This is a genomic window from Pseudomonas sp. GW821-FHT07B01 (genome assembly GCF_059419065.1).
This window is the reverse complement of record NZ_JBWKRA010000014.1, coordinates 1-25,542: the sequence shown is the minus strand read 5'-3', so window position 1 is coordinate 25,542 and position 25,542 is coordinate 1. Positions and strand designations below refer to the sequence as shown.

General features: G+C 60.2%; 26 protein-coding genes. 17 read left to right on the top strand and 9 right to left on the bottom strand.

What is annotated here, in order from left to right; all coding sequences use genetic code 11:
* Positions 1–38: 38 nt before the first annotated feature.
* The 7 genes from AC07S6_RS16675 to ispD all read left to right on the top strand — a co-directional run bounded on the left by AC07S6_RS16675 (position 39) and on the right by ispD (position 7,837).
* Complete coding sequence (locus AC07S6_RS16675) at positions 39–986, top strand: acetyl-CoA carboxylase carboxyltransferase subunit alpha (RefSeq protein ID WP_003189182.1); 948 nt, start codon at positions 39–41, stop codon at positions 984–986.
* A gap of 174 nt (positions 987–1,160) precedes the next feature.
* On the top strand, positions 1,161–2,480 hold the full coding sequence (gene tilS, locus AC07S6_RS16670) for a tRNA lysidine(34) synthetase TilS (protein WP_495112647.1): 1,320 nt from the start codon (positions 1,161–1,163) through the stop codon (positions 2,478–2,480).
* A 273-nt stretch (positions 2,481–2,753) separates the two neighbouring features.
* A complete protein-coding gene (gene pyrG, locus AC07S6_RS16665; protein WP_034126838.1) occupies positions 2,754–4,385 on the top strand; it encodes a CTP synthase in 1,632 nt (543 codons plus the stop codon).
* 5 nt (positions 4,386–4,390) lie between these two features.
* Entirely contained in the window at positions 4,391–5,236 is an 846-nt protein-coding gene (kdsA, locus tag AC07S6_RS16660) for a 3-deoxy-8-phosphooctulonate synthase (RefSeq protein WP_495112646.1), read from the top strand.
* A gap of 157 nt (positions 5,237–5,393) precedes the next feature.
* Entirely contained in the window at positions 5,394–6,683 is a 1,290-nt protein-coding gene (gene eno, locus AC07S6_RS16655; protein WP_003189193.1) for a phosphopyruvate hydratase, read from the top strand.
* 171 nt (positions 6,684–6,854) lie between these two features.
* The gene (ftsB, locus tag AC07S6_RS16650; protein WP_003189195.1) at positions 6,855–7,133 is read left to right on the top strand and encodes a cell division protein FtsB; all 279 of its coding nucleotides are present in this window, start codon (positions 6,855–6,857) and stop codon (positions 7,131–7,133) included.
* Positions 7,130–7,837 (top strand): 2-C-methyl-D-erythritol 4-phosphate cytidylyltransferase, encoded by a 708-nt coding sequence (ispD, locus tag AC07S6_RS16645; RefSeq protein ID WP_014717241.1) that lies wholly within the window; start codon positions 7,130–7,132, stop codon positions 7,835–7,837. Before ftsB ends, ispD begins: the two co-directional genes overlap by 4 nt.
* A 129-nt stretch (positions 7,838–7,966) precedes the next feature.
* Here ispD and AC07S6_RS16640 read toward each other — a convergent pair whose 3' ends face one another.
* Positions 7,967–8,863 (bottom strand): LysR substrate-binding domain-containing protein, encoded by an 897-nt coding sequence (locus AC07S6_RS16640; protein WP_019817856.1) that lies wholly within the window; start codon positions 8,861–8,863, stop codon positions 7,967–7,969.
* Positions 8,864–8,972: 109 nt separating this feature from the next.
* On the opposite strand from AC07S6_RS16640, the gene AC07S6_RS16635 reads away from it, so the two are divergent.
* The 8 genes from AC07S6_RS16635 to rpoS all read left to right on the top strand — a co-directional run bounded on the left by AC07S6_RS16635 (position 8,973) and on the right by rpoS (position 16,096).
* Positions 8,973–10,085 carry an S-(hydroxymethyl)glutathione dehydrogenase/class III alcohol dehydrogenase gene (locus tag AC07S6_RS16635; RefSeq protein ID WP_014717243.1) on the top strand — a complete coding sequence of 371 codons (1,113 nt, stop codon included), beginning with the start codon at positions 8,973–8,975 and terminating at the stop codon, positions 10,083–10,085.
* Positions 10,086–10,093: 8 nt separating this feature from the next.
* A complete protein-coding gene (gene fghA / locus AC07S6_RS16630) occupies positions 10,094–10,939 on the top strand; it encodes an S-formylglutathione hydrolase (protein WP_073845261.1) in 846 nt (281 codons plus the stop codon).
* A 54-nt stretch (positions 10,940–10,993) separates the two neighbouring features.
* Positions 10,994–11,467, top strand: a complete 474-nt coding sequence (gene ispF / locus AC07S6_RS16625) for a 2-C-methyl-D-erythritol 2,4-cyclodiphosphate synthase (RefSeq protein ID WP_003189207.1) — start codon at positions 10,994–10,996, stop codon at positions 11,465–11,467.
* Positions 11,464–12,522: a tRNA pseudouridine(13) synthase TruD gene (gene truD, locus AC07S6_RS16620; RefSeq protein ID WP_014717246.1), complete on the top strand. Its 1,059-nt coding sequence runs from the start codon at positions 11,464–11,466 to the stop codon at positions 12,520–12,522. The genes ispF and truD overlap by 4 nt, the downstream gene beginning before the upstream one ends.
* On the top strand, positions 12,510–13,259 hold the full coding sequence (surE, locus tag AC07S6_RS16615; RefSeq protein WP_003189210.1) for a 5'/3'-nucleotidase SurE: 750 nt from the start codon (positions 12,510–12,512) through the stop codon (positions 13,257–13,259). Before truD ends, surE begins: the two co-directional genes overlap by 13 nt.
* 41 nt (positions 13,260–13,300) lie before the next feature.
* A complete protein-coding gene (locus AC07S6_RS16610; protein ID WP_169850588.1) occupies positions 13,301–13,936 on the top strand; it encodes a protein-L-isoaspartate(D-aspartate) O-methyltransferase in 636 nt (211 codons plus the stop codon).
* A 209-nt stretch (positions 13,937–14,145) separates the two neighbouring features.
* A complete protein-coding gene (locus AC07S6_RS16605; protein ID WP_034126845.1) occupies positions 14,146–14,982 on the top strand; it encodes a peptidoglycan DD-metalloendopeptidase family protein in 837 nt (278 codons plus the stop codon).
* A 106-nt stretch (positions 14,983–15,088) separates the two neighbouring features.
* Positions 15,089–16,096 carry an RNA polymerase sigma factor RpoS gene (gene rpoS, locus AC07S6_RS16600; protein ID WP_034126846.1) on the top strand — a complete coding sequence of 336 codons (1,008 nt, stop codon included), beginning with the start codon at positions 15,089–15,091 and terminating at the stop codon, positions 16,094–16,096.
* Positions 16,097–16,252: 156 nt separating this feature from the next.
* Here rpoS and AC07S6_RS16595 read toward each other — a convergent pair whose 3' ends face one another.
* On the bottom strand, positions 16,253–16,462 hold the full coding sequence (locus AC07S6_RS16595) for a cold-shock protein (protein WP_002554837.1): 210 nt from the start codon (positions 16,460–16,462) through the stop codon (positions 16,253–16,255).
* Positions 16,463–16,850: 388 nt separating this feature from the next.
* Between AC07S6_RS16595 and dcd the strand changes: the two genes are divergently transcribed.
* Positions 16,851–17,417: a dCTP deaminase gene (gene dcd, locus AC07S6_RS16590; protein WP_003189215.1), complete on the top strand. Its 567-nt coding sequence runs from the start codon at positions 16,851–16,853 to the stop codon at positions 17,415–17,417.
* A gap of 108 nt (positions 17,418–17,525) precedes the next feature.
* On the top strand, positions 17,526–17,723 hold the full coding sequence (locus tag AC07S6_RS16585) for a hypothetical protein (protein ID WP_005785769.1): 198 nt from the start codon (positions 17,526–17,528) through the stop codon (positions 17,721–17,723).
* A 21-nt stretch (positions 17,724–17,744) separates the two neighbouring features.
* Here AC07S6_RS16585 and pdeM read toward each other — a convergent pair whose 3' ends face one another.
* From pdeM to AC07S6_RS16550, 7 genes are all read right to left on the bottom strand, one after another.
* Entirely contained in the window at positions 17,745–18,395 is a 651-nt protein-coding gene (gene pdeM / locus AC07S6_RS16580) for a ligase-associated DNA damage response endonuclease PdeM (protein ID WP_197882200.1), read from the bottom strand.
* Positions 18,395–20,875 (bottom strand): ligase-associated DNA damage response DEXH box helicase, encoded by a 2,481-nt coding sequence (locus AC07S6_RS16575; protein WP_495112645.1) that lies wholly within the window; start codon positions 20,873–20,875, stop codon positions 18,395–18,397. The genes pdeM and AC07S6_RS16575 overlap by 1 nt, the downstream gene beginning before the upstream one ends.
* A gap of 216 nt (positions 20,876–21,091) precedes the next feature.
* A complete protein-coding gene (locus tag AC07S6_RS16570) occupies positions 21,092–21,856 on the bottom strand; it encodes an ABC transporter ATP-binding protein (RefSeq protein ID WP_014717251.1) in 765 nt (254 codons plus the stop codon).
* Between the two features lie 13 nt (positions 21,857–21,869).
* Positions 21,870–22,988 (bottom strand): succinylglutamate desuccinylase/aspartoacylase family protein, encoded by a 1,119-nt coding sequence (locus AC07S6_RS16565; protein ID WP_495112644.1) that lies wholly within the window; start codon positions 22,986–22,988, stop codon positions 21,870–21,872.
* Between the two features lie 9 nt (positions 22,989–22,997).
* Complete coding sequence (locus AC07S6_RS16560) at positions 22,998–23,708, bottom strand: ABC transporter permease (protein ID WP_003189226.1); 711 nt, start codon at positions 23,706–23,708, stop codon at positions 22,998–23,000.
* Positions 23,705–24,433 carry an ABC transporter permease gene (locus tag AC07S6_RS16555; protein WP_495112643.1) on the bottom strand — a complete coding sequence of 243 codons (729 nt, stop codon included), beginning with the start codon at positions 24,431–24,433 and terminating at the stop codon, positions 23,705–23,707. Before AC07S6_RS16555 ends, AC07S6_RS16560 begins: the two co-directional genes overlap by 4 nt.
* A gap of 57 nt (positions 24,434–24,490) precedes the next feature.
* Complete coding sequence (locus AC07S6_RS16550; RefSeq protein WP_014717255.1) at positions 24,491–25,270, bottom strand: transporter substrate-binding domain-containing protein; 780 nt, start codon at positions 25,268–25,270, stop codon at positions 24,491–24,493.
* Between the last annotated feature and the right edge of the window lie 272 nt (positions 25,271–25,542).

Sequence of the window (25,542 nt, the reverse complement as noted above, 5' to 3'; positions counted from 1 at the left end):
CCAGGCACCCCTTGGCCGTCGACCCAAGACGGACGCTTATGAACCCGAATTTTCTTGATTTCGAACAGCCGATCGCTGACCTGCAAGCCAAGATCGAAGAGCTGCGCCTGGTCGGCAATGACAATTCGCTGAACATCGGTGATGAAATCGCTCGCCTGCAAGACAAGAGCAGCACGCTCACCGAAGACATCTTCGGCAAGCTGACCAGCTGGCAGATCGCGCGCCTGGCTCGCCACCCGCGCCGTCCCTACACCCTGGACTACATCGAACACATCTTCACCGAGTTCGACGAGTTGCACGGCGACCGTCACTTCTCGGACGATGCAGCCATCGTGGGCGGCATCGCTCGCCTGGACGACCAGCCGGTGATGGTGATCGGTCACCAGAAGGGCCGTGAAGTGCGCGAGAAAGTACGCCGCAACTTCGGTATGCCGCGCCCGGAAGGCTATCGCAAGGCGTGCCGCCTGATGGAAATGGCCGAGCGCTTCAAGATGCCGATCCTGACCTTCATCGACACGCCGGGTGCCTACCCGGGTATCGACGCCGAAGAGCGCAACCAGAGCGAAGCGATTGCCTGGAACCTGCGCGTCATGGCGCGCCTGAAAACCCCGATCATTGCCACCGTGATCGGTGAAGGTGGTTCCGGCGGTGCCCTGGCCATTGGTGTCTGCGACCAATTGAACATGTTGCAGTACTCGACCTACGCGGTGATCTCGCCGGAAGGTTGTGCCTCGATCCTGTGGAAAACCGCCGAAAAGGCGCCGGACGCTGCCGAAGCCATGGGCATCACCGCCGATCGCCTCAAAGGCCTGGGTATCGTGGACAAGGTCATCGCCGAGCCACTGGGCGGCGCTCACCGTGATCCGGCTGCCGCTGCTGCGACCATCCGTGCCGAGTTGGGGTCGCAACTGGCGATGCTCAAGAAGCTGGATAACGAAGCGCTGCTGGCTCGTCGTTATGAGCGCCTGATGAGCTACGGCCTCTAAGCCGACGCTGTACCCAATGTAGTAGCCGGCTTGTGTGGGGGCTGGCTTGCCTGCGATAGCATCACCTTGGTATCACTGATACACCGAGGTGCCTGCATCGCGGGCAAGCCCGGCTCCCACATTTGCTTTGTGTATGCTGACGAACGTATTCAAGCTTTGCGGCGGTGACGTGTGATGAAACCAACCCTGCCGGCCACACTCCTGCACACCCTGGCCCCCTGGCGCACCGCCCCGGCCTGGCATATCGCGTTCTCCGGCGGTCTCGACTCCACCGTCCTGCTGCACCTCCTGGCCTCATTGACCAAAATCGAAAATCTGCCTCCTGTCAGCGCCGTCCATGTCCACCATGGCCTGCAAGCTGCTGCCGATGCTTGGCCCTCTCATTGCCAATCGGTCTGCGACAGCCTGGGCGTACCTTTGCGCGTCATGCGCGTGCAGGTCAGTCAGGGTGCGAGCCTTGAACGTGCGGCCCGCGAGGCGCGCTACCAAGCGTTCATGCAGGTCATGGGGGCGGGGGAGGTGCTTTTCACTGGCCAGCATCGCGACGATCAAGCCGAAACCCTGCTGTTTCGCCTGCTGCGTGGCGCCGGTGTAAGAGGGCTGGCGGCTATGCCTGAGCATCGCCCCTTGGCGCAGGGGTGCTTGGTGCGGCCGTTGCTGGCATTTTCCCGTAGCGACCTGGAAGCCTACGCCCATCAGCATCAGTTGCAGTGGATTGACGACCCCTCCAACGTTGATCCACGGTTTTCCCGCAATTACCTGCGTCACCACGTACTTCCCACGCTGACGAAACGCTGGCCACAGGCGATCACCCACTTGGCTCGCACGGCTGAACACATGGCTGAGGCGCAAGGGCTGCTCGACGAATTGGCGATGATGGATCTGCAGCGCGCCGATCAGCCTTCTGCGTTTCCCTGGTTGCCTCTGCAGTCCCTGGCGCTTGAACCATTGCGTGAATTGTCCGATGCCCGCCAGCGTAACGCCCTGCGGCATTGGCTCATGCCACTGACCCGTTTACCCGACAGCGATCACTGGGCCGGTTGGCATGCCCTGCGCGATGCCAAGTGTGACTCACAGCCTCTGTGGCGCCTGGCCGACGGCCAAATGCAGCGTAGCGGTGAACGCATTTGGTGGTTGCCCTCCACATGGTCGGAGTTTTCCGACGCATCGGTGAGCTGGCTCGATCCGCAAGATCCACTAGAGTTAACGGGCAATGGTCAACTGAGGTTTGTCGGCAAGGCCCCCGAAGGCCCGCTGCAGGTGCGTTATCGCCAGGGTGGCGAAATCATCGACGTAGCGGGCCGAGGCCGGCGGGATCTCAAGCGTCTGCTGAATGAAAGCGGCATGCCGGGCTTCGCCCGTGGCAGATTGCCGCTGGTCTATCGGGGCGAGCAATTGCTGGCTGTGCCAAGCGTTGCGGGGGCATGGTCCAGGTCGGTGGGTGAGGTGCAATTGGATTGGTTGCCACAGACCTGCGATCAAGGTTTGAGCTGATAGCGCCTTTCCGGTAGACTACGCTCCCTTCTTGATACAACTTCTGTGGATTCGCCTGAATCGCAGTCGTTGCCGATTACCAAGCAGTCTTTGCTGGGCGATTCCAAAAAATGTGTAGCGATCAACGTACCGGTGCTTCATTGCTGGTCTGTCACAACGCGGCGGTTTTTTTGAAAGGTGCACTGTGATTAATGCAGGTGATCGGGGGCTTCGGCCTTCCTTCGCTTTCCCCGGCGGCTCGGACCGCTTTAACGCAGACTTCTAGGGTTTTTCATGACGCGCTACATATTCGTCACGGGCGGTGTTGTTTCTTCATTGGGGAAAGGCATTGCCTCCGCTTCATTGGCGGCCATCCTGGAGGCGCGGGGACTTAAGGTCACCATGCTCAAGCTGGACCCGTACATCAACGTTGACCCGGGCACCATGAGCCCGTTCCAGCACGGTGAAGTGTTCGTCACCCACGACGGCGCCGAGACCGACCTGGACCTGGGCCACTACGAGCGGTTCATCCGCACGACCATGACCCAAAACAACAACTTCACCACCGGCCGTGTCTACGAGCACGTGCTGCGCAAAGAGCGCCGTGGTGACTACCTGGGTGCAACCATCCAGGTGATCCCGCACATCACCGACGAAATCAAGCGCCGCATCATCAAGGGTGCAGGCGATGCCGACGTGGCGATGGTCGAGATCGGTGGCACCGTGGGTGACATCGAGTCCCAACCGTTCCTCGAAGCCATCCGCCAGTTGCGTTTCGAAGTCGGCGCCAAGCGCGCGATGCTGATGCACCTGACACTGGTGCCGTACATCGCCACTGCCGGCGAAACCAAAACCAAGCCTACCCAGCATTCGGTCAAGGAACTGCGTTCCATAGGCCTGCAGCCGGATGTGCTGGTATGCCGCTCCGATCATCCGATCGACATTTCCTCGCGCCGCAAGATCGCGCAGTTCACCAACGTTGAAGAACGTGCGGTGATTGCCCTGGAAGACGCCGACACCATCTACAAGATCCCGGGCATCCTGCATTCCCAGGGGCTGGATGATTTTGTGGTCGAGCGTTTCGGCCTGCAGTGCGGCGGCGCCGACCTGTCCGAGTGGGAAGCGGTTGTCGACGCCAAGCTCAACCCTGAGCATGAAGTCACCATCGCCATGGTCGGCAAGTACATGGAACTGCTGGACGCGTACAAGTCGCTGATCGAAGCCATGAGCCACGCCGGTATCAGCAACCGTACCAAGGTCAACCTGCGCTACATCGACTCCGAAGACATCGAGAACCAGGGCACCGCGCTGCTCGAAGGTGTTGACGCTATCCTCGTTCCCGGCGGTTTCGGCCTGCGTGGCGTGGAAGGCAAGATCACCGCAGTGCAGTACGCCCGTGAAAACAAGGTGCCGTACCTGGGTATCTGCCTGGGCATGCAAGTGGCTGTTATCGAGTTCGCCCGTAACGTGCTGGGCTGGAAAGACGCCAACTCCACCGAGTTCGATCACACCAGCGGCCATCCGGTCGTGGGTCTGATCACCGAGTGGGAAGACGCCACTGGCGCCGTTGAAACCCGTACCGAAACGTCCGACCTGGGCGGCACCATGCGCCTGGGTGCACAGGATTGCCTGCTGGAAGCTGGCTCGCTGGTACACGACTGCTACGGCAAGGATGTGATCGTCGAGCGTCACCGCCACCGCTATGAAGTGAACAACAACCTGCTGCCGCAGATCAAAGAAGCTGGCCTGAAAATCTCCGGCCGCTCCGGTGATGGCAAGCTGGTTGAAGTGGTGGAGGCACCGGATCATCCTTGGTTCGTGGCTTGCCAGTTCCACCCGGAGTTCACCTCGACGCCGCGCGACGGTCACCCGTTGTTCAGTGGTTTCGTCAAAGCAGCACTGACGCAACATCAGAAGAAGGCGTAAACCTGATGGCCCAGAAGATCATTCGCGTAGGCGACATCGAGATTGCCAACGACAAGCCCATGGTGCTGTTCGGCGGCATGAACGTGCTGGAAAGCCGTGACATGGCGATGCAGGTGTGTGAGGAGTACGTGCGGGTCACCCAGAAACTGGGTATCCCTTACGTCTTCAAGGCCAGCTTCGACAAGGCCAACCGTTCGTCCGTGACCTCCTATCGCGGCCCGGGCCTTGAAGAAGGCATGCGGATCTTCCAGGACATCAAGCAAGCCTTCGGCGTGCCGATCATCACCGACGTCCACGAGCCTGAGCAGGCTGCCGTGGTCGCCGAGGTGTGCGACATCATCCAGTTGCCGGCCTTCCTGTCGCGCCAGACCGACCTCGTGGTCGCCATGGCCAAGACCGGCGCGGTGATCAACATCAAGAAAGCCCAATTCCTCGCTCCTCAGGAGATGAAACACATCCTGAGCAAATGCGTGGAAGTCGGTAACGACCAGTTGATCCTGTGCGAGCGGGGTTCGAGCTTCGGCTATAACAACCTCGTGGTGGACATGCTCGGTTTCGGCATCATGAAACAGTTCGAATACCCAGTGTTCTTCGACGTGACCCACGCGCTGCAAATGCCCGGTGGTCGCTCGGACTCCGCTGGCGGGCGACGTGCCCAGGTGACGGACCTGGCCAAGGCGGGCATGAGCCAGTCCCTGGCGGGCCTGTTCCTTGAAGCTCACCCAGACCCGGACAACGCCAAATGTGATGGCCCATGCGCCCTGCGCCTGGACAAGCTGGAGCCATTCCTGGCCCAACTCAAGCAGTTGGACGAGCTGGTCAAGAGTTTTCCGACGGTAGAGACCGCGTAACTGGCATTTCTCCGGTAGAATTTCCCACGCTTTACGCTCAGGCCCCCGGGCCTGAGCCTTGTCGTCTGCAAGCCTGCCCCGTTGTTCCACCCTTGCGGTCGGTCAAAAGATTTCCTTCAGCTGCGTCGTTTTCGTCAACTTTGGAGTGTTTACAACAATGGCAAAAATCGTCGACATCAAAGGTCGTGAAGTTCTCGACTCCCGTGGCAACCCCACCGTCGAAGCCGACGTGCTTCTCGATAACGGCATCATCGGCAGCGCCTGCGCGCCGTCCGGTGCTTCCACCGGTTCGCGCGAAGCGCTGGAACTGCGTGATGGCGACAAGAGCCGTTACCTGGGCAAGGGTGTACTCAAGGCTGTAGCCAACATCAACGGTCCGATTCGCGACCTGTTGCTGGGCAAGGACCCGCTGGACCAGAAAGCCCTGGACCACGCGATGATCAAGCTCGACGGCACTGAAAACAAAGGCAGCCTCGGCGCCAACGCCATCCTCGCGGTATCCCTGGCCGCCGCCAAGGCCGCAGCTCAGGACCAGGACCTGCCGTTGTACGCACACATTGCCAACCTGAATGGCACTCCGGGCGTCTACTCGATGCCGGTGCCGATGATGAACATCATCAACGGTGGCGAGCACGCAGATAACAACGTCGACATCCAGGAGTTCATGGTGCAGCCGGTTGGCGCCAAGTCCTTCTCCGAAGGCCTGCGCATGGGCACCGAGATTTTCCATCACCTCAAGGCTGTACTGAAGGCTCGTGGCCTGAGCACTGCCGTGGGTGACGAAGGTGGTTTCGCGCCGAACCTGGCCTCCAACGAAGATGCGCTGAAAGTCATCTCCGAAGCCGTGGCCAACGCTGGCTACAAGCTGGGCACCGACGTGACCCTGGCCCTGGACTGCGCCGCCAGCGAATTCTATGAAGACGGCAAGTACAACCTGTCCGGCGAAGGCCAGGTGTTCAACTCCGAAGGCTTCGCTGAATACCTCAAGGGCCTGACCCAGCGCTACCCGATCATCTCGATCGAAGACGGCCTGGACGAGTCCGACTGGGATGGCTGGAAAATCCTCACCGACAAGATCGGCGAAAAAATCCAGCTGGTGGGTGACGACCTGTTCGTGACCAACACCAAGATCCTGAAAGAAGGTATCGACAAGAAGATCGCCAACTCGATCCTGATCAAGTTCAACCAGATCGGCACCCTGACCGAAACCCTGGAAGCCATCCAGATGGCCAAGGCCGCGGGCTACACCGCCGTGATCTCCCATCGCTCCGGCGAAACCGAAGATTCCACCATTGCCGACCTGGCCGTGGGTACTTCGGCGGGCCAGATCAAGACCGGTTCCCTGTGCCGTTCCGATCGCGTGTCCAAGTACAACCAATTGCTGCGCATCGAAGAGCAATTGGCAGGTAAAGCCAAGTACAACGGTCGCGGCGAGTTTCGCGGCTAAGCAGTAAATGGTAAAAAGTCGGCGGATTGCGTCAGAAATCTCACGTCAGTGTGAATTTCGGCGCTAATCTGCTGACTGACAAGCGCAAGCCTGGTTTTTCCAGGCTTTGTGCTATCAGTTGCTGCAAAAGGTTTGCATGACTGTCTTTTTTCACTGGATACCCGGATTTCGATGCGCAGTCCCAATTGGTTGTTCCTCGTCTTACTCTTGTTGCTGGCTGGCCTGCAGTACCGCCTATGGGTCGGTAATGGCAGCTTTGCGCAGGTAGAAGAGTTGACCCAGCAAATTGCCGACCAGCGTGCCGAAAACGAACGCCTGCTGGAGCGCAACCGTGTCCTCGACGCTGAAGTGCTTGAGCTGAAAAAAGGTACGGAGACCGTTGAAGAGCGGGCTCGTCATGAGTTGGGCATGGTCAAGGAGGGCGAGACCCTCTACCAGTTGGCCCAATGAGCCACGATTTACCGGCCTTCTGGGCCGTGATTCCTGCCGCGGGCGTCGGTGCCCGTATGGCCGCAGACCGTCCCAAGCAGTACCTGCAACTGGGCGGGCGCACTATTCTCGAACACAGCCTCGGCTGTTTTCTCGACCACCCACGCCTCAAGGGCCTGGTGGTCAGTCTTGCAATTGACGATCCTTATTGGCCCACCTTGGCATGCGCCACTGACCCGCGTATACAGCGTGCCGACGGGGGCTCGGAACGTTCCGGCTCGGTACTCAATGCGCTGCTGCAACTCAACGCCCTGGGTGCCAGTGATGACGACTGGGTGTTGGTGCACGACGCTGCGCGGCCTAACCTGAGCCGTGATGACCTCGACAAATTGTTGGCGGAACTGGCTGACGATCCGGTAGGCGGCCTGCTGGCGGTGCCGGCGCGCGACACCCTCAAGCGTGTCGACAAGCATGGCCGTGTGGTGGATACCGTTGATCGCAGCCTGATCTGGCAGGCTTACACGCCGCAGATGTTCCGCCTGGGCGCCTTGCATCGCGCCTTGGCCGACAGCCTGGTGGCCGATGCGGTGATCACCGATGAAGCGTCGGCCATGGAATGGTCCGGGCAGGCGCCGCGCCTGATCGAAGGGCGTTCGGACAATATCAAGGTGACTCGGCCGGAAGACCTGGAGTGGTTGAAGTTGCGCTGGGCTAACCGGCGGTAACCTGTCAGACCGGGTCTGCTTCATCGCAGGCAAGCCAGCTCCCACATTTGATCGCTGCCACATCAAACAACACGTCCAACTGTGGGAGCCGGGCTTGCCCGCGATGAGGCCGGTGCAGACCACCTCAATTCAATGCTTGTACTCGGGCCTCTGCGCCAACCCCACCTTCAAAAAGTCCACCAGCTTCCTCACCTTCGGCGACAAATGCCGCTGCTGCGGATACAACGCCCACACCGCAGTATTTGGCGGTTGATGAGCCTCCAGCAACGACACCAACGCCCCGCTGTGCAGATGCTCCAGCACGTAGTAATCCGGCAACTGGCACAAGCCCATGCCTTGTAACGCCGCATCCAGCACCGCTTGCCCGCTGTTGCAGCGCCAATTGCCTTGCACGCGCTGGGAAAATTCCCGCCCATCCTGGGCCATTTGCCAGATATCCGAGCTGCCAATCAGGCAGTTATGCCGGCTCAACTCCGACAAACTGTGTGGCCGACCGTACCGTTCGAGGTAGGAGGGCGACGCGCACAGGTACATGCGTCGAGGTGCCAGGCGGCTGGCAACCATGCGCGAGTCTTGCAGGCGTCCCAGGCGGATGGCCAGGTCGAGGCCTTCATGCACCAGGTCCAGCGAGCGGTTGGTCAACTCGATGTCCACGCGCAGTTGCGGATAGTGCGCCATGAATCGTGTCACCAGCGGCACGATAAAGCGTTCGCCATAGGCCACGGCGCAGGTCATGCGCAACATGCCCTTGGGTTCGCTGGTCAGGTCGCCCACCGCCCGCAACGCTTCCTCGCGACCGTCCTGCAGGCGTTGGCAGTGCTGCAGGAAGGTCTGACCGGCTTCGGTCAAAGTCACCTTGCGCGTACTGCGGTACAGCAATCGGGTTTGCAGGCGTTCTTCAAGGCGCGCCACTTGCCGGCTGACATGGGATGAAGACACCCCCAACCGTTCGGCCGCCGCCGTGAACTGGCTGCATTCGGCCACCGCGACAAACTCGTCAATGCCTTCCCAGCGGTTCTCCAGCATGGTGATTGTCCCTGTACAGCAATAATGTTTTGCTTTAGTCCGGATTATTCATCAATAGGTGATGATTTACACTCACCGTCTCAGTTTTTAACCCGATGGAGAAACCCGGATGATCAAGTCCCGTGCCGCCGTAGCCTTCGAGGCCAAGAAGCCCCTTGAGATTGTTGAAGTGGATGTCGCCATGCCCAAGGCTGGCGAGGTGCTGCTGCGGGTGGTCGCGTCCGGCGTGTGCCACACCGACGCCTACACCTTGTCGGGGGCTGACCCGGAAGGCATCTTCCCTTCGATCCTCGGCCATGAAGGCGGCGCAGTGGTGGAAGCCATCGGCGAGGGCGTAACTTCGGTGGCTGTGGGCGATCACGTGATCCCGCTGTACACCCCGGAATGCGGCAAGTGCAAGTTCTGTCTGAGTGGCAAGACCAACCTGTGCCAGGCCATTCGCGCCACGCAGGGCAAGGGCTTGATGCCGGATGGCACCACGCGTTTCTCCTACAAGGGCCAGCCGATTTTCCACTACATGGGCACCTCGACGTTCTCCGAGTACACCGTGCTGCCGGAAATCTCCGTGGCCAAGATTCCTAAAGAAGCGCCGTTGGAAAAAGTCTGCCTGCTCGGTTGTGGTGTCACCACCGGCATCGGTGCGGTGATCAACACCGCCAAGGTCAAGCCGGGCGACACCGTGGCCGTCTTCGGCCTGGGCGGTATTGGCCTGTCGGCGATTATCGGTGCAGTCAAGGCCAAGGCCGGTCGCATCATTGCTATTGATATCAACCCGGCCAAGTTCGAAATCGCCAAGCAACTGGGTGCCACCGATTGCATCAACCCGAAAGACTACGACCGCCCAATCCAGGACGTGATTGTCGACCTGACTGACGGCGGCGTGGACTTCTCTTTCGAGTGCATCGGCAATGTGCAACTGATGCGTGCGGCCCTTGAGTGCTGCCACAAAGGCTGGGGCGAGTCAGTGATCATCGGCGTGGCCGGTGCTGGCCAGGAAATTGCCACTCGCCCATTCCAGCTGGTCACCGGTCGCGTCTGGCGTGGTTCGGCGTTTGGTGGCGTGCGCGGTCGTACCGAATTGCCAAGCTACGTGGAAATGGCTCAGTCCGGTGAAATTCCGCTGGATACCTTCATCACCCACACCATGGGCCTGGAAGATATCAACAAAGCGTTTGACCTGATGCATGAAGGCAAGAGCATTCGTACCGTCATTCACTTCTGAGGTCGGCCATGAGTCTGGAAAACCTGTCATGCCAGAAGAGCTTCGGCGGCTGGCATAAACGCTACAAGCATCATTCCGATGTGCTCGGTTGCGACATGACCTTTGCCGTCTACCTGCCTCCGCAAGCGGAGCAGGGCGGCAAGCTGCCGGTGTTGTATTGGCTGTCCGGTTTGACCTGTACTGACGAAAACTTCATGCAAAAGGCCGGCGCCCAGCGCATGGCCGCCGAGTTGGGCTTGATTATCGTCGCGCCGGACACCAGCCCCCGTGGCCCCGGCGTGCCGGGCGACCCGGACAATGCCTGGGACTTCGGCCTCGGCGCCGGCTTCTACCTCAATGCCACCCAGGAACCCTGGGCCAAGCACTATCGGATGCATGACTACGTGGTGCAGGAATTGCCGGCACTGGTGGAGGCGCATTTCCCTGCGTCGGATAAGCGCGGCATCAGCGGCCACTCCATGGGCGGTCACGGTGCGCTGGTCTGTGCGCTGCGCAACCCTGGACGTTACCTGTCGGTGTCGGCATTTTCGCCGATCAACAATCCGATGGACTGTCCGTGGGGCCAGAAGGCCTTTTCCCGTTATTTGGGTGAAGAGCGCTCGAAGTGGCGTGAATGGGATGCCTGCGTGCTGATCAGCGAAGCCTCGGAAAAGTTGCCGCTGTTAGTGGACCAGGGCGATCGCGACGATTTCCTCGCCATTCAGCTCAAGCCCGAAGCCCTGCTGCAAGCAGCCAAGGCAGCCAACCATCCGCTGGAACTGCGCCTGCAGCCTGGCTACGACCACAGCTACTTCTTCATCGCCAGCTTCATCGAAGACCATTTGCGGCATCATGGTCGTGCTTTGCTCGGTTAATCTGAGGCAAAAGTAGGTAGAATCACGCCCTGAATTAAATCGGGGCGTTTTTTTATGCGTATTGGCCACGGCTACGATGTGCACCGTTTCGCTGAAGGCGATTTCATCACCCTGGGCGGCGTGCGTATTGCACACCACCATGGGTTGCTGGCTCATTCCGACGGCGACGTGGTCTTGCACGCCTTGAGCGATGCCTTGCTCGGCGCGGCTGCATTGGGCGATATCGGCAAGCACTTCCCGGACACCGATCCCACCTTCAAGGGCGCGGACAGCCGTGTGTTGCTGCGCCATGTGGTCGGCCTGATCCATGCCAAGGGCTGGAAGGTCGGCAACGTCGATAACACCATCGTCGCCCAGGCGCCGAAAATGGCCCCCCATATCGAAGCGATGCGCACAGCGATCGCCGCAGACCTGCAAATTGAATTGGATCAAGTCAACGTGAAAGCCACCACCACCGAAAAGCTCGGGTTTACCGGTCGTGAAGAGGGCATCGCGGTGCACTCCGTCGCCTTGTTGCTGCGCGCATGAACGACCTGCAACTGCTGGGCCCGCGGGCCTATGGCGAGGCCCTGGGCAGCGCGGTACTCAAGGCCACAGCCGAAGACTTCCAGGTTGATGAGGTACTGGACATCCCGCTGACCGGCGACGGCGAGCACCTGTGGCTGTGGGTGGAAAAGCGCGGCTTGAACACTGAGGAAGCGGCACGGCGTATCGCCAAGGCTGCTGGGGTGCCATTGCGCACCGTCAGCTATGCCGGGCTCAAGGACCGTCAGGCCCTGACCCGCCAGTGGTTCAGCGTGCAATTGCCCGGCAAGGCCGACCCGGACATGAGCGGCGCAGAAAACGACACCCTCAAGATCCTGAAAACCGCCCGTCACAAACGCAAGTTGCAGCGTGGGGCTCATTCGGCCAACGGCTTCACCTTGCGCCTGACCCAACTGGTCGGCGACACCGCTGCCATCGACGCACGTCTGCAGTTGATTGCCCGGCACGGCATCCCCAATTATTTCGGCACCCAGCGTTTTGGCCACAACGGCGGCAATGTGGCGGATGCTCGCGAGTGGGCTGCCCGCAAGGCCCTGCCCGAGCAGCGCAACGTGCGCTCGCGCTTGCTGTCCACCGCTCGCAGTTACCTGTTCAACCAAGTGTTGGCGGCTCGCGTCGCCGACGGTTCATGGCAGCGAGCCCAAGTTGGCGATCTGCTGGCGTTTACCGACAGTCGCAGTTTTTTTCCGGCCGGGGAAGCTGAGTGCAGTGACCCGCGCCTGGCGATTCTGGACCTGCATCCCACCGGCCCGCAGTGGGGCGAAGGCGATTCGCCGGCGAAAGGTCTTACATACGAGTTAGAACAATCTGTCGCCGCTGGAGAAGCAGACCTACGTGATTGGTTGGTGAAGGCGGGAATGAGCCAGGAACGTCGCATTCTGCGACTGCCCATTGGCGGGTTGACGTGGCATTATCCCGGGCCTGACATTCTGCAATTGGAATTCGTCCTGCCGGCCGGATGCTTCGCCACTGTCTTGGTGCGCGAGCTTGTTGATCTGGTGCCGGTGGGGCAGACGGACAGCCCATGCGTATTCTGATATCAAACGATGACGGTGCCACCGCACCCGGTCTTGCTGCGCTTCATGCTGCGCTGCAGGATTACGCCGAGTGCGTGGTGGTTGCCCCCGACCAGGACAAGAGCGGCGCCAGCAGTTCGCTGACGCTCGACCGTCCGCTGCACCCGCGGGTCCTGGCCAATGGCTTTATCAGCGTTAACGGCACCCCCACCGACTGCGTGCACCTGGCAATCAACAGTTTGCTGGAGCACCAGCCAGACCTGGTGGTCTCGGGGATCAACCTGGGCGCCAACCTGGGCGATGACGTGCTGTATTCCGGCACCGTGGCGGCGGCCCTTGAAGGGCGCTTCCTGGGCCGCACCGGCTTTGCCTTTTCCTTTGCTTCGCGGCAACTGGATAACCTGGCGACGGCGGCCTACTACGCGCGCAAGCTGGTGGAGGCCCATGCTTCCCTGGACCTGCCGCCGCGTACGGTGCTCAACGTCAATATCCCCAACTTGCCCCTCGACCATATTCGCGGTATCCAACTCACGCGCCTGGGCCATCGCGCCCGTGCGGCGGCGCCCTTGAAGGTGGTCGACCCTCGCGGCAAGGAAGGGTATTGGATCGCCGCCGCCGGCGACGCCGAAGATGGCGGCGAAGGCACCGACTTTCATGCGGTGATGCAAGGCTATGTCTCCGTTACTCCTCTGCTGTTTGATCGCACCTTCAGTGATGCCTTCAGTGGCCTTGATGGCTGGCTGGAGGGACTGCGTTGATGGCTCGTGAACAAGACGATCTGTTGCGCCGTGGGATTGGGATGACCTCCCAGCGCACCCGGGAGCGGTTGATCCAGCGTCTGTATGAAGAAGGCTTGTCCAACGCGCAGGTGCTGGAAGTGATCCGGCGCACGCCGCGGCACCTGTTTGTCGATGAGGCGCTGGCACATCGCGCCTATGAAGACACAGCGTTGCCCATCGGCCACAACCAGACCATCTCCCAGCCCTACATGGTCGCGCGCATGAGCGAGCTGCTGCTGGCGGCGGGGCCATTGGACAAGGTGCTGGAGATCGGTACCGGCTCCGGTTACCAGACGGCCGTGCTGTCGCAATTGGTAGAGCGGGTGTTTTCGGTCGAGCGCATCAAGGTGCTGCAGGACCGGGCCAAAGAGCGTCTGGTGGAGCTGAACCTGCGCAACGTGGTATTCCGCTGGGGCGATGGCTGGGAGGGCTGGCCGGCACTGGCGCCCTACAACGGAATTATCGTCACCGCCGTGGCCACCGATGTGCCGCAAGCCTTGCTGGATCAATTGGCGCCTGGCGGGCGTTTGGTCATCCCGGTGGGCTCCGGCGAAGTGCAACAGTTGATGCTTATTATCCGCGAAGACGAAGGCTTTTCCCGGCATGTACTCGGTGCTGTGCGTTTCGTCCCCTTGCTCAACGGCCCGCTGGCCTGATCATTTATTCGCGCGCAGTGAATTCTGTAGGCGGGGATGTGTCTTACGGCGGGGTCTATTGAATCAACACACCTGGCAGCCACGATTAAACATGATGAATTTTTCCTTTCAGTCAGGTGCCAGTAAAAAGCCAATGCCCAGTTATACTTGCGTCATATTTCAAGCCTGATCCAGGCGTTAACGTTCAGCCACCACAAAGGGAGCGGCGGGTGAGTCTCACAGGTCCTGCGCAGCGAATGAGTAAAACAAGCTTTCAGCGACTGGTGCTTGGCCTTGTCTTGAGTTCCTTATTGGCAGCCTGCTCGAGCACGCCATCCGGCGGTGCGCGGGTCGTTGACCGTACCAACGCAACCCCCCAGAGACCTACGGTCACCACCGGCCAATACGTGGTGCGCAAAGGCGACACCCTGTTCTCGATTGCCTTCCGTTATGGCTGGGACTACAAGGCGCTGGCTGCCCGTAACAACATTCCTGTGCCGTATACGATCCATCCGGGGCAGACCATTCGTTTCGATGGTCGCTCAGGTTCCGCACCTACGGCAGTTGTGACAAAGTCGGGTTCTTCGCCATCGTCCTCGAGCAAGACCACCATCATCACTCGGCCTGCAGGCAGCGCCACGCCTACGGTTGCGAGCAAGCCGCCACCCGCGCCGTTGCCACCTGCCGGGCCTGCGCCGACCGGTTGGGGATGGCCTTCAAACGGAGTGTTGATTGGAAAATTCTCTTCAAACGGTAGTTTGAATAAAGGCATTGATATCGCCGGGGATTTGGGACAGCCTGTTTTAGCTGCGTCTGATGGGACGGTGGTGTACGCCGGGAGTGGTTTGCGGGGCTACGGCGAGCTGGTCATCATCAAACACAGCGATACCTACGTCAGTGCCTACGGTCATAACCGCAGGTTGTTGGTTCGGGAGGGGCAGCAGGTCAAGGTCGGACAGACGATTGCCGAAATGGGGTCAACGGGCACAGACCGGGTGAAACTGCACTTTGAGATTCGCCGCCAAGGGAAGCCTGTAGATCCGCTGCAATTCCTACCCCGTCGTTGATGTGTTGCACAGCCTGTTCCCTCACGTAGAAGGAACAGGCTCCAGCGTTGCCAAGGATAGAGGCGTCGCTTGAGCTTGAGGTCGAACTCACCAAAGGACTATAACAATGGCTCTCAGTAAAGAAGTGCCGGAGTTTGACATCGACGATGAGGTTCTCCTTATGGAGACCGGCATCGATTTGGAAACGATGTCAGATAATGAAGGGGTATCACCACCTTCAGTTCGCACCAAATCCAAAAATGCTGCCGCGTTGAAGCAGCACAAGTACGTTGATTACACGCGGGCGCTCGATGCGACCCAGCTGTACCTCAATGAAATCGGCTTTTCCCCTCTGTTGACCCCCGAAGAAGAAGTCCATTTTGCGCGTCTGTCGCAGAAGGGCGATCCGGCTGGGCGTAAGCGCATGATTGAAAGCAACCTGCGCCTGGTGGTTAAGATCGCCCGACGCTACGTCAATCGTGGGCTGTCCCTGTTGGACCTGATCGAGGAGGGCAACCTGGGCTTGATCCGGGCTGTGGAGAAGTTCGACCCTGAGCGGGGCTTCCGTTTCTCCACCTACGCCACTTGGTGGATTCGCCAGACCATCGAACGGGCGATCATGAATCAGACCCGCACGATCCGTTTGCCGATCCATGTGGTCAAGGAGCTCAATGTCTATCTGCGGGCGGCGCGTGAGCTGACGCAAAAACTCGATCATGAACCTTCGCCTGAAGAGATCGCCAACCTGCTGGAAAAACCGGTAGGGGAGGTCAAGCGCATGCTCGGCCTTAACGAGCGTGTCTCTTCGGTCGATGTCTCGCTGGGGCCGGATTCGGATAAGACCCTGCTGGACACCCTGACCGATGATCGTCCGACAGACCCTTGCGAGCTGCTGCAAGACGATGATCTTTCCCAAAGTATTGACCAGTGGCTGTCAGAGCTCACGGACAAGCAGCGTGAAGTGGTGATTCGCCGCTTCGGCCTGCGCGGCCATGAGAGCAGCACCCTGGAGGATGTAGGCCTGGAGATCGGCCTGACCCGTGAGCGGGTGCGGCAGATCCAGGTAGAGGGCCTCAAGCGCTTGCGCGAGATCCTGGAGAAGAATGGCTTGTCGAGTGAGTCGTTGTTCCAATAACGATTGGTAGGGCAGCGATCACAAAACGCCCGATGCATGTGAATGCACCGGGCGTTTTGCTGTGCCCTGATCGTTCCCACGCAGAGCGCGGGAACGATCAGGCATAAAAAAACCCCGCTTTTAAGGGCGGGGTTTTTTCGACTAAGTCAGTACAAGTTAGATAACTTGAACTTCTTCAGCTTGCATGCCTTTCTGACCGCGGGTAGCGATGAAAGAAACCTGTTGGCCTTCTTTCAGGCTTTTGAAGCCGTCGGATTGGATAGCTTTGAAGTGAACGAACAGGTCGTCACCGGATTGTGGAGTGATGAAGCCGAAGCCTTTTTCATCGTTGAACCACTTAACGGTACCAGTTTGGCGATTAGACATGGTGTATCTCCTTGGACAAAGTTAACTGCGACTCAGGAAAAGCCCTGGCCGAGACTGAGTGCAAAGAGCAGGAAAAATTCTTGGAGATGGTTGGATCGAAATTCAACATATCGTGTAGAGATTCTCAGTGACACAAGCAGCACAGTGGCGCCACCTTAACCCTTTTTCCGGAACGTGCCAATGGTATTTCCGAAGGTTTCTCTAATTTCGTGACTGGCGGTGGTATTTACAGTCATGGGCGCCTGCCGTCCGGGCCCCGGCCACGCTGGCTGCGGCTTATAGCTGGCAGTGCATGGATCAAGAAAACCGGTGCGGCCTTTGAACCCCAACGCCGGCCCCGGTAAGATGGCCCACAGATTTTTTTCGCCTCGCTATTCAGGACACCGCCATGAGCATCAAATCGGACAAGTGGATTCGCCGCATGGCGCAGGAACACGGCATGATCGAGCCGTTCGTCGAACGCCAGATTCGTGGCGAAGGCGACGAGCGCGTGATTTCGTACGGTGTTTCCAGCTATGGCTACGACGTGCGTTGCGCCGATGAATTCAAGGTGTTCACCAACATCAATTCGGCGATCGTCGATCCGAAAAACTTCGACGAAAAGAGCTTCGTCGACGTCAAGAGCGACGTGTGCATCATCCCGCCCAACTCCTTCGCCCTGGCGCGCACTGTAGAGTTCTTCCGTATTCCTCGCGACGTGCTGACCATCTGCCTGGGTAAAAGCACCTATGCCCGCTGCGGCATTATCGTCAATGTCACGCCGCTTGAGCCTGAGTGGGAAGGCCACGTCACCCTGGAATTCTCCAACACCACCACCTTGCCGGCGAAAATCTACGCCAACGAAGGCGTGGCACAGATGCTGTTCCTGCAGTCCGATGAGGCCTGTGAAGTGTCCTACAAAGACCGTGCGGGCAAGTATCAGGGCCAGCGCGGCGTCACTCTCCCACGCGCTTGATCGAAAGCGCCTACGGGCAAAGGGAATTTGTCTGCAGAAAGTGACTCTATCTAGGTGTACTGCTTCGGCGCGTGTGAAACGCGCCGGGCCATACTTGAGGAGTACCTTATGAAGATCGACCCGCGAATCAGCGCAGAACTCGCCCGGCTTGAACCCAACCAGATTGGTGTTCTGGCCTGGTCCTTGATGGCCAACCCCGCGCACGCGGGGGGCATCCCTGGTCAACCCGAACCTGATTACCCACAGCCTACCGAACCGGGTGAGCCGACCTTACCGGACGAGCCGCCACCCGCGCCCGTGGCCTGATCCCTGAGCAGGCCTTATCGATCATTGAATCGGCCAGACGTGGTGATCGCCGATCACATAGATTCGGCGGTCTGGGGCCTGCTCCACGGCATAGCCCCCTGTAAACGCGCCAAAGGCTGGCAGCAGGCTTACCCGCCCGCCGACCTGGAAGCACGGCAGGCGTAGCCGTTGGCGCCCTTTACCGCGCAGGTGGTACACAGGATGCACATGCCCCGCCAGTACATGATGGCTGGCATGGGCGTCGGGCTCATGTTGCAAGGCGAAAGGGCCCATCAGCAGAGGCTCCGCGACCACGTCGATGCCCAAGTCCAGTGGTGGGTCGCCGGCACGTTTGTCGTGATTGCCGCGAATCAAGATCAAGGCCAGTGTGCGATTGCGCTCACGCCAGGCCCGGATTGCGTTCAGGGTGCCGCTGGCGTGAGAGCCGGGGCCGTGCAGGAAATCCCCGAGAAAGATCAACTGTTCGCAGGGTAGGGCCGATAACAGCCTGTCCAGGCCTTCCAGGTTGGCCGTAGTCGTGCCCTGTGGCACCGGCTGCCCCAGGCTGCGATAGGCCGACGCCTTGCCAAAATGCGCGTCGGCGATCAGCAAACATTTACGCGCGGGCCAGTACACAGCTTTCTCCGGCAATAGCCATAGCTCTTCACCTTCCAGCGTCAGTGGGTAATGCATCAGCCTTGCCCTTTGTCGGCGACTTTTTCCAGGTCCTTGACCATCCGCGCGATGCGCTCCGAGAGTTTTTCCGAGCTCATGCTTTCGCGCATCCGTTCTACCAGCAGCGGAAAGGCCAGGGGCGTGGGCCGCTGGATCCTGTGCAGGTCCAGCTTCAGCGTCGACAGATGATTCAGCGTCTGTTCCAGCCGGCGAATATCCAGCTCGTCCCGCAGAACTTCTTCTCCTGCCTGGGCCAGCAGCAGATTTTGTGGGTCATATTGCTTGAACACTTCAAAGAACAAACCACTGGAAGCCTGCACCTGCCGCGTGCTTTTTGGCGCGCCGGGGTACCCGGCAAATACCAGCCCGGCGATTCGCGCAATCTCGCGAAAGCGGCGCAGGGCCAGTTCGCCGGCATTGAGGCTGGCAATTACGTCAGCCAGCAGGCCTTGGGGGCTCAGCAACCTTGTATTCAACAACTGGGGCCACTGCACCTCGGTGGCGCTCAACAGCTCCAGGCCATAATCATTCACCGCAATCGAAAAGGTCAGCGGCTGCTGCTGGCTGACCCGCCATGCCAGCAAACTGGCTAGGCCCAGGTGTACCTGGCGGCCAGCGAATGGGTACAGAAACAGGTGCCAGCCCTCTCGCGACCGCAGGGTTTCAGCCAGCAAATGCTCGCGGGTCGGCAGCCCGGACCAGCGCAATTGGGTATGCAGCAACGGTTGCACCGCCTTCATCTCTGGGCCGTCGAAGTGCCCATGCGCGGCGGCATCAAAACGCTCGACCACCGCCTGGGCCAGTTCGTTGGAAAGGGGCATGCGCCCGCCATTCCAGCGTGGCACGGCGGCTTTTTTCGCGTTGCTGCGGCGTACGTAAGCGGTCATGTTTTCCACGCGCACCAATTCCAGCAACCGCCCGGCGAACAAAAATCCATCCCCCGGCTTGAGCCTTGCAATAAACCCTTCCTCGACACTGCCCAGGTTCTTGCCGCCGCCGCCTTTGCTCCAGAACTTGAGCTGGATGCTGGCGTCACTGACGATGGTGCCCACGCTCATGCGGTGGCGGCGTGCCAGGCGGGCATCCGGAACGCGCCAGATGCCGTGCTCATCGGGCTCCACCCGGCGGTAATCCGGATAAGCGGTGAGTGACAGGCCACCATGGCGCACAAACCCCAGGGCCCAGGCCCAGTCCGCTTCGGTGAGGTCGCGATAGGCCCAGGCGCCGCGCACTTCGTCCAACAGTGCCGCCGGGGTAAACCCGCCGCCCAAGGCCATGCTGACCAGGTGTTGTACCAGCACATCCAACGGCTTGTACGGTGATTCCCGCGCTTCGATGCGCCGTTGGGCGATCGCATCCTGGGCGGCTGCGGCTTCCACCAACTCCAGGCTGTGGGTTGGCACCAGCGTTACCCGTGAGGGCCGCCCTGGCGCGTGGCCGGAGCGCCCGGCGCGTTGCATCAGCCGCGCTACGCCCTTGGCGGAGCCGATTTGCAGCACCCGTTCCACCGGCAGGAAGTCAACGCCCAGGTCGAGGCTGGAAGTGCACACCACTGCCTTGAGCTGTCCATCTTTCAACGCTCGCTCCACCCAGTCCCGGGTCTCTCGCGATAACGAACCGTGGTGCAGGGCAATTAGTCCGGCCCAGTCCGGTCGGGCGTCGAGAATCGCCTGATACCAGATTTCCGATTGGGCCCGGGTGTTGGTAAATACCAGGCAACTGCTGCTGGCCTCTACCTCGGTGACCACTTGCGGCAACATCTTCAAGCCGATATGCCCGGCCCAGGGAAAGCGCTCGGTGACGGGCGGCAGCAAGGTGTCGACCTTCAGTGCCTTGGCCGTTTGCCCCTGTACATTGATGCCGCTGCCCTGTGGGACCAGTACTTCCAAGGCGTGGGCCTGATTACCCAGCGTCGCGGAAATACCCCACACCATCAACTCAGGATGCCAGCGCCGCAAGCGTGCCAGTGCCAGTTGCAACTGCACGCCACGCTTATTGCCGATCAGTTCGTGCCATTCATCCACGATGACCATGCGCAGGTGCGCCAGGCTGGTTTCACTGTCGGCACGGGCCAGCATCAGGGTCAGGCTTTCCGGGGTGGTGACCAGAGCGGTGGGTTGGCGACGGGTCTGGCGCGCGCGTTCACTGCTGCTGGTGTCACCGGTGCGCAGACCTACACTCCAGGGAATCTGAAGGGCCTCCAACGGGGCTTGCAGAGCACGTGCGGAGTCGGCGGCCAGGGCGCGCATCGGCGTGATCCACAGGACCGTCAGCGGCTCGGCAGGCGGTTTGCGTTTGCCTGTGGCGGGCGGGCGGGTAATGGCGAAACGATTGAGGGCGGCAAACCACAGGGCATAGGTTTTACCCGCCCCGGTGCTGGCATGCAGTAGCCCCGACTGACCGGCCTTGACCGCGGCCCATACCTCTTTCTGAAAGGCGAATGGCTTCCAGCCTTGGGTGGCAAACCATTGCTTGGCGAAATCATGGGGTTTTGCCATGCGGCAGCGGACGCTCTGGAGGGGTTAGTTCAAAGACCCCTGAGGCAGCGCCGACGTTCAACTGCCTAATGCCATTCAGTCAAGCAGAAGCGCTGCCCTGTGGCGAGGGAGCTCGCTCCCGCTGGACTGCGTAGCAGTCCCCGTCTTTTTGAACAAAGAGCGGGGCCGCTTCGCGCCCTAGCGGGAGCAAGCTCCCTCGCCACAGCAAGCTCGCTCCTACTTCAAATTGCCACTCAGAAACTGCTGCAGGCGTTCGCTTTTCGGATTGCCCAGCACATCCTCCGGCAAGCCCTGCTCCTCCACCAGGCCCTGGTGCAGGAACAGCACCTGGCTTGAGACCTTGCGTGCAAAGCTCATTTCGTGGGTCACCATGATCATGGTGCGACCTTCCTCGGCCAGGCCCTGGATCACCTTCAATACTTCGCCCACCAGCTCCGGGTCCAGGGCCGACGTGGGTTCATCGAACAGCATCACCTCCGGCTCCATGGCCAGGGCGCGGGCGATGGCGACACGCTGCTGCTGGCCGCCGGAGAGGAACGCCGGGTATTGATCAGCCACCCGCGCCGGCAGCCCGACTTTGTCCAGGTAGCGGCGGGCACGGTCTTCGGCGTCCTTCTTGCTGCAACCCAGCACGCGGCGCGGGGCCATGGTGATGTTTTCCAGCACGCTCATGTGGCTCCACAAGTTGAAGTGCTGGAACACCATTGCCAGCCGTGTGCGCAAGCGTTGCAGCTCGGCGTCGTCAGCCACCCTCATGCCCTGGCGATCGCTGACCATGCGGATCGCTTGGCCGTCCAGGGTCATGGCGCCATCGTTGGGGGTTTCCAAAAAGTTGATACAGCGCAGGAAGGTACTCTTGCCTGAGCCACTGGCGCCGATCAGGCTGATCACATCACCGGTCTTGGCCTTGAGCGACACACCTTTGAGCACTTGATTGTCGCCATAGCTTTTGTGCAGGCCTTCAACGGTCAGTTTGTACATGTGGCATGCATCCTCAAGGCGAAAGTAGATAACCGCTGCGGTAGGCCTGTGTGCCGGCGACATGGCAGATCACCATGCCGGCCGTGGCCATGCGGCGTAGCGAACGGGCGTAAAGCAACCCGGCGTGCTGGCAGTGCACAGGCGTTACGCGGTCGGTAATGGGGTCGATGATTTCAGCGACCAATTGCCCCGCCTCCAGGTATTCCCCCGGCAGGGCGCTGAACACGAGCAAGCCACCCACTGCAGTGGTCACCGGCTCCACCGCCGCCAGCGGCGTAGCCGGGTAGGCCAGGGCAGGCAAGGGGGCTGCATTGCCGCGAATGGCGCCGAAGTGGATCAAATAATCAATGATGGCCTGGCAGTCCAGCGCGGCGAGGCCGTGGTTGACATCGCCCTGGCCACGCAGCTCGACGGTCACCGACAAGCTGCCCATGGGGATCGGGTAGCGTTCGCCGAAGCGTTGCTGCAATTGCCACCACACCAGGGTGAAACATTCGTCAAAAGACTGCCCACCGGAATCGGTGGCCAACAGGTTGGCCTGCGAACCCAGGTAGCGCGCCAACGGTTCTACCTGTGGCCAGGCTTCGGGCGTGGTGTACAGGTGCGCCACGGCTTCGAAGTCGCAATGCAGGTCCAGCACCACGTCGGCATCACAGGCCAGGCGTTGCAGCACCAGGCGTTGGGAGTGCAACTGGGTCTGGGCGGTGTGCGCGGCCAGGGCGTGCGACAGTGCGCTGCGGATCAATTGGGCATTGCGCTGGGGATCATCGCCCAGCAGGTCTTCGACCTGGTTGCCGACGTCTTCGCTGAGATCGACGAACAGGCGATTGAAGTTCTGCCCGCTTTCCAGTTCGTAGCGGCCCAAGGGGATGTCCATCAACACCTGTTCCAGGCCCACCGGGTTGGCGACGGGCACCAGCACGATTTCGCTGCGCAAGCGCCCGGCCGTTTCAAGTTCTGCCAGGCGCGCCTTCAGGTGCCAGGTCACCAGCATGCCCGGCAATTCATCGGCATGCAGGGAGGACTGGATGTACACCTTCCCTTCGGGCTGCTGCGGGCCGAAGTGAAAACTGTGGATCTGCCGCGCCGTGCCGGGCACCGGCGCGATCAGATCATGTAGCTGGTGGCGCATGCAAACTCCTTAGTGGCTCGGCCCGAGAAAGGCCAGCCAACGGCGTTCCGCCAGGCGAAACAGGCCGACCAGGGCAAAGGTCACCGTCAGATAGATCAGTGCGGCAATGCCGAATGACTGGAAGGTCATGAAGGTGGCGGAGTTGGCATCCCGCGCCACTTTGAGGATATCCGGGATCGTCGCGGTAAAGGCCACGGTGGTCGAGTGCAGCATCAGGATCACTTCGTTGCTGTAGTAGGGCAACGAGCGTCGCAACGCGGAAGGCATGATCACGTAGGCGTACAGCTTCCAGCCGCTTAGGCCATAAGCCTTGGCCGCCTCGACTTCGCCGTGGGCCATGCTGCGGATTGCCCCGGCGAAAATCTCCGTGGTGTAGGCGCAAGTGTTGAGGGCGAAGGCGAGTAGGGTGCAGTTCATCGCGTCGCGAAAGAACGCATCCAGCACCGGTTGTGCTCGTACGGCGGCAAGGCTGTAGATGCCGGTGTAGCAGATCAGCAATTGGATATAGAGCGGCGTACCACGAAACAGGTAGGTGTAGAACTGCACGGGCCAACGCACCAGGCGCTTGCGCGAAACGCGGGCGATAGACAGTGGAATCGATACCAGAAAACCAATGACCAGTGAGGCGCTGAGCAGCCACAAGGTCATGGCCAGACCGGTGATGTGCTGGCCGTCGCTGTAAAGAAAGGGGCGCCAGTATTCTTGCAATAGCTCAATCATCGCACTGCCTCCCGGGCGCCTGCGGAGTAGCGACGTTCAAGTCGGCGCAAGACAAAGTTGGACGCGCTGGTGATCAACAGGTAGATCAGCGCCGCCAGCACCAGGAAATAAAACAGTTGATAGGTGCTCTTGCCAGCGTCCTGGGCGGCTTTTACCAAGTCTGCGAGGCCGATGATCGACACCAGTGCGGTGGCCTTGAGCATCACCATCCAGTTATTGCCGATGCCCGGCAGCGCAAAGCGCATCATCTGCGGGAAGGTCACGTAGCGAAACCGCTGCCCGCGCTTGAGCCCGTAAGCGGTGGCGGCTTCGAGTTGGCCGCGGGGCACGGCGAGGATCGCACCGCGAAAGGTTTCGGTGAAATACGCACCGTAGATAAAGCCCAGGGTGATCACCCCGGCGCTGAACGGGTCGATCTCGATGTATTCCCATTCCATAAAGTCGGTAAAGCCACTGAGCCAGGTTTGTAGGCTGTAGAAAATCAACAGCATCAGTACCAGGTCCGGCACACCGCGAATCAGAGTGGTATAGAGCTGGGCGGGGATACGCACAATGGCCAGGCTGGACAGCTTGGCGCTGGCGCCGAGCAGGCCCAGCACTACGCTGACGGCCAGGGACAGCACCGACAACTTGATGGTCATCCAGGTGCCTTGCAGCAACAGCGGGCCGAAACCCTTCAGGCTGAATGCGCTCAGCCCGAGGGTTTGCAACAGATCTTCGAGCATAAATCAGGACCTATGGCGATAAAAAAGCGCCCCACCTGAAGCAGGGCGCCCCAGGCATTATTTGCCGCTGTACAGGTTCAGATCGCCAAAGTGTTTCTTCTGGATAGTGGCGTAGGTGCCATCATCGTGTAACGCTTTGATACCTTTATCCAAAAGCGCCTTGAGTTCAGTGTTACCTTTTTTGATACCGATAGCGGTTTTCGACGGCAGGAGCGGGTCGTCGATAGCTGCGCTCACTTCATAGCCAGCACCGGCTGGCGACTTGAGAAAGCCCAGTTCGGCTTGGAGCATGTCCTGCACGGAAGCGTCGAGGCGCCCGGAGGTCAGATCGGCGTACACCTGGTCCTGGTTAGCGTAAGCCTTGGTGGTCACCCCGGCTTTATCCAGTACGGCCTTGGCGTAGGCTTCCTGGATGGTGCCTTGCTCGTAACCCACGGATTTGCCTTTGAGAGATTCTGGCGTCGAATAGCCAGCGCCTTTCTTGAACACCAGCGAAGTCGGGCCGGAGAACAGCTCAGAGGAGAAGTCGATCGCCTTCTCGCGCACTGGGGTCACGGTCATCGACGAGATCACGCCATCGAATTTATTGGCTTTCAGGCCCGGGATCATGCCGTCGAAGTCACTTTCGACCCACTTGCACTTGACCTTCAGCTCCGCGCAGATCGCATTGCCCAGGTCGATATCGAAGCCCACCAGGCTGCCGTCGGCGGCCTTGGATTCGAACGGTGCGTAGGAAGGGTCGACACCAAAACGCAATTCCTTGTATTCCTTGGCTGTAGCAACACCAGCAGCCATGCACAGAGCCAGTGCAGAAAGGGTCAGCAATGCTTTTTTCATTATGTAATCCCTGGAAACCAAGATAAGCGCTTGTGGCGCGATTAGGACTGTTACTGAACGGTGTCAGACCCATCACAAGTAGCAATTTCTGCACCATAGTTCCGGATGGGCTTTTTAAACGGTGGGATAAGGCAGTTCCAAGTGTAGGCGGCGCCCAAAAATGGGCATGGAATTTCCAGTGCACCATTGTGGAACTGTCGCTGATCAAAAGGTGGGAGCTGGGTGGGGGGGGGGGGGGGGGGGGGGGGGGGGGGGGGGGGGGGGGGGGGGGG